This is a genomic window from Billgrantia gudaonensis (genome assembly GCF_900100195.1).
Classification (GTDB): domain Bacteria; phylum Pseudomonadota; class Gammaproteobacteria; order Pseudomonadales; family Halomonadaceae; genus Halomonas; species Halomonas gudaonensis.
Genome location: NZ_FNES01000033.1, coordinates 1 through 8,954, shown reverse-complemented (window position 1 = coordinate 8,954; position 8,954 = coordinate 1). Strand labels below are relative to the sequence as shown.

Sequence of the window (8,954 nt, the reverse complement as noted above, 5' to 3'; positions counted from 1 at the left end):
TCAGTTGGGAATCGGGTAGCTCCGTACGGGGACGTCCCCGCTTGTCGAAAGCCGGCAATCCGAAACTGCGTCAGAGCCTGTACATGGCAGCCGTCGTCGGGCTGAGGCGAAATCCGGATATCTCGGCGCTATACCAGCGGCTTATAACAAACGGCAAGAGCAAAATGGCGGCCTTGGGGGCGGCGATGCGGAAGCTGATCCACATCGCCTACGGTGTCCTCAAGACCCAGACCGAATATCGGCCACAAACCGCCTGATGGAATGTTTGTGGCCGGTTAGGAGAGATGGTATCTAGGCTCACGGAGAAGAAACCCACGCATAGAGCCTGGCATCATAGAGGACACTTCCTGCCAGCGAGGGATCGATCGACCATGGATACCGTGACTCAGGCCGCTCTGGGCGCGGCCGTCGGTGGCGCCGTACTCGGCCGGCGACTGGGCCGCAAGGCGGTACTGATCGGCGCCGGGCTGGGCACCCTGCCCGACCTCGACGTGCTGATCGACTACGGCGATGCCGTGGCCAACGTGACCGAGCACCGCGGTTTCAGCCATTCGTTGTTCGTGCTCACCGGCCTGGCTACCCTGCTGGCCACGTTCACCCAGCGTTTCGCCGCTGCTCGCGACATCTCGCGGCTGCGCTGGTGGGCCTTCTTCGCCTTGTGCCTGCTCACCCATCCATTGCTCGATGCCCTGACTACCTATGGTACCCAGCTGTGGTGGCCGCTGGAGGTCCGTCCCGCAGCCTGGCCGGTGGTGTTCATCATCGACCCGCTGGTCACCCTGCCGCTACTGATCGGCGTCGCCACGGCCCTGGCGACCGGCAACGGCCAGCGCGCGCCAGGCTGGGGGCTGGCACTGGCCTGTGCCTACTTGATGCTGGCCGCCGGTGCCAAGACCCTGGTGACGCAACGTCTCGAGCCGGTGCTCGCCGAACAGGGGCTGGAGAGCGCCCCGCGCCTGGTACAGCCCACGCCGTTCAACATCCTGCTGTGGCGTGCCACGCTGATCGATGGCGACCGCCACCACGAGGCACTGATCGGCGTGTTCGACGGCGACGAGCCGCCAGCGCTGGAGACCTTCCGCCGCGGCGCCGAACTCGAGCCAGCGGCCCTGGCCACCCGGCATGGCGAGCGCCTGGCCTGGTTCGCCGCCCCTTTCCTGCGCTACGAGGTGCAGGAGCACGCGGGACGGGAGACGCTGGTCGCCACCGACCTGCGCCTGGGCTTTCCCGGCTTCTACCCGTTCAGCTTCACCCTGGCCACCCGCGACGGCGACACCTGGCAGCCGGTGGCCGCCAGCGTTCAGCTTCCCTCCCCGCAGCGTGCCGACCGCGATGCCCTGTCGCGCCTCGCCGGTCGCCTGCTCGATACCGAGCCGGCCTTCTGTACCAGCCGGTTCGTCGCCCCTCAGTGGCACATTGCCATTCCGGGCCACTGCTGAGCGCGACAGGACGGTCAGCCGAAGTTCTGGGCGACGAAGTCCCAGTTGATGAGCTGCCAGACGTTCTCGAGATACTTCGCCCGCGCATGGCGGTAGTCGATGTAATAGGCGTGCTCCCAGACATCGACGACCAGCAGCGGTGTCTGGTCGTGGGCGATGGGGGTGTCGGCGTTGCTGGTATTGACGATCTCCACGCCACCGTCGTCGGTCTCGATCAGCCAGGTCCAGCCGGCGCCGAAATTGGCCATGGCCTTGGCGTCGAAAGCCGCCTTGAACCCGGCGAAGGAGCCGAACCGGGCATCGAGCGCCTCGGCCAACGCACCGCTCGGCTGCCCCCCGCCATGAGGCGACAGGCAGTGCCAGAAGAAGGTGTGGTTCCAGGACTGAGCCGCCTGGTCGAATAGCTCGCCGGAGGACGACCGAATGATCTCCTCCAGCGACTTGTCGGCATCCGCAGTGCCCTCGATCAACTCGTTGAGCTTGTCGACGTAGGCTCGATGATGCTTGCCGTAGTGATAATCGAGCGTCTCGGCGGAAATGTGCGGTTCCAGCGCGTTCTTCTCGTAAGGCAGCGCAGGCAGTTCGAAGACCATCCTCATTGACTCCTTGCCGTCACGGGGGTGGATGAGAATCGGCACCACGTGCCGTTCGGCTCAGTCGGCCGGCGCAATGCCCTGCCCGCAGCCCCGATAGGTCTCGTCGTCGATCGTCAGGGTCACCCGGGCCGGGAAGGGCTTGCCACTCATGGAGTCGAAACAGGCCCTGGCTTCCAATTCCAAAGAGAAGGGCCGATCGGCACGGCCGCTGGCCAGCTTCATGCGTCCACCGGCGTTGTCCATTTCGACGACGCGATAGGGCAAGGCGAGTTCGCGCTCGCCATAATCCAGCACCATCGACAGCTCGGGGGCGTCGTTGGCCAGGCTCACCGTCCAGCCGGGTTCGTTGCCGCGCCCGTGGAACATCACGCCGGGTCGCTGACTTCGGGTCAGAGCGCTGCGCGTCATGTCCGCCGTGCAGTCCAGCCGGCCGTTGGCGCTCTCCACCATGGCCTCGTCTCCCTTGGCCCAGAAGCTGAGATCGCCCTGTTGATAGCGCGAACCGCTGGCCACCACGGCCGGGAACAGGCGGTAGGCACCGTGAGCGGACCACAGCCGCAGCGCCTTCTCGTCGACGGCCGAGACCAGGTCCTGGGCCGGGGTGCAGCGCCAAGCCTGAAATGCGTCTGCGCCGCCGGGAAAGAACAGCGACGGCATCAACGGCGCCTTCGGCGGCACGACCGAGGTCTCGTCGGGCAGCGTGCCCGTGCGTGACTCGCTGACCTCGGGCTCGGAGGCTTCATCCGGCGTAGCGGCACAGCCGGCCACGGCGGCCAGGGCCGCCAGCAGCAGGGGCAGGCGTGGCAACGGCCTCAACGATGAGCGAAACGACATGGCAGACTCCTTGCGGGTAGGGATTCCATCACTGCAAGCATACCATCCCGGCGCCGGGCTCCGACTCGTCAGGAGTTACCCATAACGCTGCCGCAGTTCCCGCGCTGCATCGACCATGCGCTCCAGTGCCGCCTCCACCTCCGGCCAGTCACGAGTCTTCAGGCCGCAATCCGGGTTGACCCACAGCCGCTCGACCGGGATACGCTCGGCTGCCCTTTCCAGCAACTGCACCATCCATTCCACTTCGGGCACGTTCGGTGAGTGGATGTCGTAGACGCCCGGGCCGATGGCATTGGGGTAGGCGAAGTCGCGGAAGACATCGAGCAGCTCCATGTGCGAACGCGAGGTCTCGATGGTGATGACGTCGGCATCCAGTGCAGCGATGGCGGCAATGATGTCGTTGAACTCCGAATAGCACATGTGGGTATGGATCTGCGTGGCATCGTCAGCCACCGAGGCCGCCAGGCGAAAGCTGTCCACCGCCCAGTCGAGATAGCCCTGCCACTCGGCCTGGCGCAGCGGTAGCCCTTCGCGCAGCGCCGGTTCGTCGATCTGGATGATCGGCAGGCCGGCGGCCTCCAGATCGGCGACCTCGTCGCGCAGCGCCAGGGCGATCTGTCGACAGGTGGTCGCGCGCGGCTGATCGTCGCGCACGAAGGCCCACTGCAGCATGGTCACCGGGCCGGTGAGCATGCCCTTCATCGGACGCTCGGTGAGCGACTGGGCGTAACGGCTCCACGCCACCGTCATGGGCGCCGGCCGGGTCACGTCGCCATACAGGATCGGCGGTTTGACGCAGCGCGAGCCGTAGCTCTGCACCCAACCGAAGCGGGTGAAGGCATAGCCTTCGAGCTGTTCGCCGAAGTACTCCACCATGTCGTTGCGCTCCGCTTCGCCGTGCACCAGCACGTCGAGCCCAAGCGCCTCTTGACGAGCCACGGCATCGGCAATGGCCTCGCGCATGCGCGCCTCGTAGGTCTCACGCGACAGTTCGCCGCTCTTGTAGGCCCGCCGGGTAGCACGGATCTCCGCCGTCTGCGGAAAGGAGCCGATGGTGGTGGTGGGAAACAGCGGCAGCTCGAGGAAGCGCTGCTGGGCACCGGCTCGCACCGGGTAGGGGTTGGCCCGCGAGAGGTCGGCCTCCCCGAGACGCGACAGGCGCTCGGCGACGGCCGGCCGGTGCAGGCGCGGTGAGGCACGCCGGGCATCGAGCGCCGCCGTCGCGGCCGCCACGCGGTCGCGCTCTGCTGCACCGGCGCGGCCATCCAGCAGACGAGCCAGGGTCACCGTCTCGTCGAGCTTCTGGCGGGCGAAGGCGAGCCAGCTCGTCAGCTCGGCGTCCAGTTCGGTCTCGCTCGCCAGATCCACCGGCACATGCAGCAGCGAGCAGGAGGGCGCCAGCCACAGCCGTTCGCCGAGCCGCAAGCGGGCGTTCGCCAGCCGCTCGCGCAGGGTGGCCAGGTCGGCGCGCCACACGTTGCGCCCGTCGATGACACCCACCGAGAGCACCTTGTAGGCAGGCAGGTTGTCGAGCACCGCGGTGAGCTGCTCGGGGGCGCGTACGGCATCGATGTGCAGACCTTCCACCGGCAGGTTCACTGCCACCTGCAAGTTGTCGCCGAGCCCGCCGAAATAGCTCGCCACCAGCAGTTTGACCGGTGCGCTCTGCAGGGCGTTGTAGGCCGCCTCGTAGGCCTGCTTCCAGGCCAGGGGCAGATCTTGCACCAGCGCCGGCTCGTCGAGCTGCACCCACTCCACGCCCTCGGCGGCCAACCGCGCCAGTATCTCGCCGTAGACCGGCAGCAGTGCCTCGAGCAGGGAGAGCCGGTCGCAGGTCTCATCGTGTGTCTTGCCCAGCCACAGCCAGGTCAGTGGCCCGGTGAGCACCGCCTTGACCGGGTATCCGGCAGCCCGCGCCTCGGCCACTTCGTCGAAGAGTCGCGAACTGGCCAGACGGAAGGTCTGTCCGGCATGCAGCTCCGGGACCAGGTAGTGGTAGTTGGTATCGAAGTACTTGGTCATCTCGCAGGCCGCTGCGGGCTTGCCGCTGGGCGCCCGACCGCGCGCCATGCGGAAGGCGGTATCCAGGTCCACCGCCCCCCGGTCGAGTTCGTCGTCGGCTTCGAAACGCGAGGGCACGGCGCCCAGCATGATCGAGACATCGAGCACCTGGTCGTAGAAAGCGAAGTCGCCCACCGTGACGAAGTCGAGCCCAGCCTCGCGCTGGGCCTGCCAGTGCTTCGCGCGCAGCTCGCGGCCGGTGGCCTCGAGGGATTCGCGATCGCCGTCACCGCGCCAGTAGGCCTCGAGGGCGTGCTTGAGTTCGCGGCGGGCCCCGATGCGTGGGTAGCCCAGTACATGAGCGAGTGTCATGATGAATCCTCTGCCGAATGAATGATTCAGCAAAGTCTCGCTGGCCACACCCGGTGAATCAAACTAAACTTCCTAATTCAAAACATGAAGTGAATTCACTCGATGCTCGAACTACGCCATCTCCGTACGCTGATCGCCCTGCGCGACGCCGGCTCGCTCGTGGAAGCCGCCGAGCGGGTGCACCTCACCCAGTCGGCGCTCTCCCATCAGATCAAGGATCTCGAGGAGCGGCTGGGCAACCCGCTGTTCCTGCGCAAGACCCGCCCGGTCGAGTTCACGCGCGCCGGCCAGCGCCTGCTGACCCTGGCCGAACAGGTGCTGCCCCAGGTACGCATGGCCGAACGCGACCTGGCTCGACTGGTCGGCCAGGAAGCCGGGCGGCTGCACATGGCCATCGAGTGCCACAGCTGCTTCCAGTGGCTGATGCCCACCATCGACCATTTCCGCAACCACTGGCCGGAAGTGGAGGTCGACATTCCCGGCGGCCACCATTTCGACCCGCTGCCGGCACTGGCTCGCGAACAGCTCGACCTCGTGATCACCGCCGATCCCCAACCGCTCGCCGGGGTGCACTACGAGCCGCTGTTCCGCTATCAGGGCCTGCTGGCCGTGGCGCGCCAGCACCGACTGGCCGGCCATGCCTTCGTCACCCCGCAGGAGCTGGCCGACGAGACGCTGATCACCTATCCCGTGGAGCATGGCCGCCTGGACGTCTTCACTCAGTTTCTCGACCCCGCCGGCGTTCGCCCCCGGGAAGTCCGTACCGCCGAGCTCACCATCATGATGATGCAACTCGTGGCCAGCGAACGCGGCGTCTGCGCGCTGCCCAACTGGGCACTGACCGAGTATCTCGAGCGCGACTACGTGAAGGCGGTACCTCTCGGCGAAGACGGCATTTGGAGCACGCTGTTCGCGGCCATCCGCGATGACACCCGCAGCTTGCCATGGATGGAGGATTTCCTGCGCACCGCCCGAGAGACCTCCTTCGCGGTGCTGGAGGGCATTCGCCCGGCGTGATCAGCCATCGATGCGCGGCGGATGGCGGCGCGGCAGCAACAGCGTGAAGCGCGCGCCGCCGAGCGACGGGCTGTCGTCGACCATGGCGCTGCCGCCGTGCCAGGCCATGATCTTCTGCACGATGGAAAGCCCCAGCCCGTAGCCGCCGGAGCGGCGCGTGCGACTGTCGTCGAGCCGCGCAAAGGGTTTGAAAACCGCCTGGCGGTGCGCTTCGGGCACGCCGGGACCATCATCCTCCACGTCCAGGCGCACGGCACGCGGCTCGGCCTGCAGGGTCACCCGCACCGCCGAGTGGGCATGGCTGCAAGCATTGGCCACCAGATTCTGCAACGCACGCTGCAAGTAGCGTGGCTCGGCCTCCACTTCGATCTCGCTGCTGGCCACCACCTCGAGCGTGAGCTGCCGGTGCAGCGGCTCGAGGGCTTCGACAACCCGCTGCGCCATGGCCCGACACTCGACCGGCTCGGTCTCCAGCGCCATGCCCTGTCCCTGATCGCCACCCAGTCGGGCGTAGGTGAGAATCTCGTCGATCAGCCCGTCGAGCTCTTCGATATCGTCGTCGATACCACCCAGCTGTCGACGCACGGCCTCTTCTTCGGTCATGTCCTCGACCATCTGCACGGCGAAGCGGATGCGCGCCACGGGCGTACGCAGCTCGTGCGAGACCGCACGAATCATCTCCTGCTGGGCGCGCAGCAGCGACTGCACCTGGGCCGCCATGCCATTGAAGGCCATGCCCAACCTGCCCATGAAGTCGCCGCTCTCGACCTTCACGCGCGTATCCAGATGGCCGCTGGCAATGCGCGTGGCCGCCAGTTCCAGGCGTGCCATGCGAGCCTCCACGCCACGCACGATGACGTAGATCGCCCCGGCCAGCCCCAGCAGGATGATCACCGCCAGCAGGATCGACAGCGACAGCGGCATGGCCTCGAAGGCGTTGAGCGGCCCCACCTGTACCCACTCGAACCCATCCTGCTCGGTAGGCAAACGCAGGTAGAGCGATAACGCCCAGCGTTGGGGCAGCAGGCGAATGACCACTTCCGCCTCTTGCAGACGCGCCAGCTGCGCCGGTTCCAGGTCTTCGGGCGGGGCTTCGGTGAGCACCAGCGGAATGGCCGACCCCTGGAGACCCTTCAGACGCTCACGGCGCTGCTCGCCCTGCACGGCCGAGAGCCAATCGCCCAGCATACCGGTCAGCCCGAGCAGTTGGTGTTCGCCCAGGCTGCTCAGCGAGGCCGAAAGCACGCGCGGCTCTCCGGGCAGCATGCGGTGCAGGCGCCAGCCGCCTCCATCAAGAGTTTCTACCAGGGTACGGCCCGCTTCCAAGCGAGCCCGTTCGAAGTAACCCAGCGGGTGGGAAGGCAGCGCATGCAGCGCCAGGCTGATATCCAACTCCTCGCTCTGGCGCTGCAGCCAGGCTTCACGCTCGGCCTCGGGCAGCTCCACCAACTGGGCGGTCAGCAGCGCCATGGGCGAAGTGGCCAACTGCTCGTGATAGTGCTCGCGGCGCACCTTGTCGACCAGCAGGAAACCGCCTACCGCCAGGCCACCGGTCAACACCAGCACCAGCGCGATCAACACGTAGACGCGCAGAAAGGTGTTGTCGACCAGAACCCGGGGAAGCGCCATCAGCCATCCTTGACGAACAGGTAACCCTTGCTGCGCACCGTCTTGATGCGATGCGGATGATTGGGATCGTCACCGATCTTGGGCCGGATGCGCGATACCCGCACATCGATGGAGCGATCCTGGCCGTCGTACTTGATGCCGCGCAGCTGAGAGAAAATCTCTTCGCGGCTCAGTACGCGTCCGGCATTGCTGGCCAGAAGCCACAGCAGATCGAACTCGGCGCTGGTCAGCTCGATCCGTTCGCCGTGTAGCCATGCCTCGCGAGTGGCGCTGTCGATTTCGAGATTGCCGAAGGTGAGACGCACCTCGCCACCCGCCGCCTCGGCGCTCTCCGAACGGCGCAGCAACGCCCGCATGCGTGCCAGCAGAACGCGGGGCTGCACCGGCTTGGCAACGTAGTCGTCGGCCCCCATCTCGAGCCCCAGCACCTGATCCATGTCGTCGGTGCGCGCCGTCAGCATCAGGATAGGCCCGGCGAAATCGGAACGCGCCCGACGACAGATCGAAAGACCATCCTCGCCGGGCAACATCAGGTCGAGAATCACCAGATCCGGCTGCAGCGTCACGATCCGTTCGACGCCGTTGGCTCCATCGGCCTCCAGCGTCACGCGAAAGCCGTTGGCCTCGAGGTAGTCGCGGGTCAGCGTAGCGAGACGCTCATCGTCCTCGATGATCAGTACGTGTTCCCGGTCACCGGGCTCCAGGTTGTCTTCCATCCTCGTGTTTCCCTTGCTTGGGCATGGTTACCAGGCAGGTGGTTGTCTGCTGCCTCCGCACTGAGATAAGGATACCCGAAAAGCGCCCCGACGCGTGCAAGCCAGCTTGGCAATCGTCCTGCACAGGGAGTGCACCATACAGTCACAGGTTATCCACAGGGTTTGACATAGATCAGCCAAGAACGAAACGGCATTGATTCGCACATCCATCAAGCGTAGCTTAAGAGGTGCACTCATCCGACAGGAGGACTGACCGACGGAGTCTGTCAACATAGTTGGCATATGAAATAGTTCTGGCTCTTTAAAACCCTGCTGCCTGCGGCACTGGGTCCCGCTCGGGATTCAGGTGC

Annotated in this window: 8 protein-coding genes; 3 read left to right on the top strand and 5 right to left on the bottom strand. The window is 66.1% G+C overall.

Annotated elements, in window-relative coordinates; genetic code table 11:
• Positions 1-257: transposase (locus BLP96_RS19575; RefSeq protein ID WP_143005097.1), on the top strand; the 257-nt coding region annotated here is incomplete at its 5' end.
• A gap of 114 nt (positions 258-371) precedes the next feature.
• The gene (locus tag BLP96_RS19570; RefSeq protein ID WP_089689212.1) at positions 372-1,439 is read left to right on the top strand and encodes a metal-dependent hydrolase; all 1,068 of its coding nucleotides are present in this window, start codon (positions 372-374) and stop codon (positions 1,437-1,439) included.
• A gap of 14 nt (positions 1,440-1,453) precedes the next feature.
• Here the strand turns inward: BLP96_RS19570 and BLP96_RS19565 are convergent, their stop codons facing one another.
• From BLP96_RS19565 to metE, 3 genes are all read right to left on the bottom strand, one after another.
• Positions 1,454-2,032 carry a superoxide dismutase gene (locus tag BLP96_RS19565; protein ID WP_089689211.1) on the bottom strand — a complete coding sequence of 193 codons (579 nt, stop codon included), beginning with the start codon at positions 2,030-2,032 and terminating at the stop codon, positions 1,454-1,456.
• A gap of 60 nt (positions 2,033-2,092) precedes the next feature.
• Positions 2,093-2,869: a COG3650 family protein gene (locus BLP96_RS19560; RefSeq protein ID WP_089689210.1), complete on the bottom strand. Its 777-nt coding sequence runs from the start codon at positions 2,867-2,869 to the stop codon at positions 2,093-2,095.
• 75 nt (positions 2,870-2,944) lie between these two features.
• Positions 2,945-5,242 (bottom strand): 5-methyltetrahydropteroyltriglutamate--homocysteine S-methyltransferase, encoded by a 2,298-nt coding sequence (gene metE, locus BLP96_RS19555; RefSeq protein WP_089689209.1) that lies wholly within the window; start codon positions 5,240-5,242, stop codon positions 2,945-2,947.
• 102 nt (positions 5,243-5,344) lie between these two features.
• Between metE and BLP96_RS19550 the strand changes: the two genes are divergently transcribed.
• On the top strand, positions 5,345-6,259 hold the full coding sequence (locus BLP96_RS19550; protein WP_089689208.1) for a LysR family transcriptional regulator: 915 nt from the start codon (positions 5,345-5,347) through the stop codon (positions 6,257-6,259).
• Here BLP96_RS19550 and BLP96_RS19545 read toward each other — a convergent pair whose 3' ends face one another.
• Positions 6,260-7,888: an ATP-binding protein gene (locus tag BLP96_RS19545; RefSeq protein ID WP_089689207.1), complete on the bottom strand. Its 1,629-nt coding sequence runs from the start codon at positions 7,886-7,888 to the stop codon at positions 6,260-6,262.
• The gene (locus BLP96_RS19540; protein ID WP_089689206.1) at positions 7,888-8,604 is read right to left on the bottom strand and encodes a winged helix-turn-helix domain-containing protein; all 717 of its coding nucleotides are present in this window, start codon (positions 8,602-8,604) and stop codon (positions 7,888-7,890) included. The genes BLP96_RS19545 and BLP96_RS19540 overlap by 1 nt, the downstream gene beginning before the upstream one ends.
• Positions 8,605-8,954: the final 350 nt, after the last annotated feature.

Coding starts and splice junctions, on each gene's coding strand:
- BLP96_RS19570 (WP_089689212.1), top strand. CDS start 372: ATGGATACCGTGACTCAGGCCGCTCTGGGCGCGGCCGTCGGTGGCGCC.
- BLP96_RS19565 (WP_089689211.1), bottom strand. CDS start 2,032: ATGGTCTTCGAACTGCCTGCGCTGCCTTACGAGAAGAACGCGCTGGAA.
- BLP96_RS19560 (WP_089689210.1), bottom strand. CDS start 2,869: ATGTCGTTTCGCTCATCGTTGAGGCCGTTGCCACGCCTGCCCCTGCTG.
- metE (WP_089689209.1), bottom strand. CDS start 5,242: ATGACACTCGCTCATGTACTGGGCTACCCACGCATCGGGGCCCGCCGC.
- BLP96_RS19550 (WP_089689208.1), top strand. CDS start 5,345: ATGCTCGAACTACGCCATCTCCGTACGCTGATCGCCCTGCGCGACGCC.
- BLP96_RS19545 (WP_089689207.1), bottom strand. CDS start 7,888: ATGGCGCTTCCCCGGGTTCTGGTCGACAACACCTTTCTGCGCGTCTAC.
- BLP96_RS19540 (WP_089689206.1), bottom strand. CDS start 8,604: ATGGAAGACAACCTGGAGCCCGGTGACCGGGAACACGTACTGATCATC.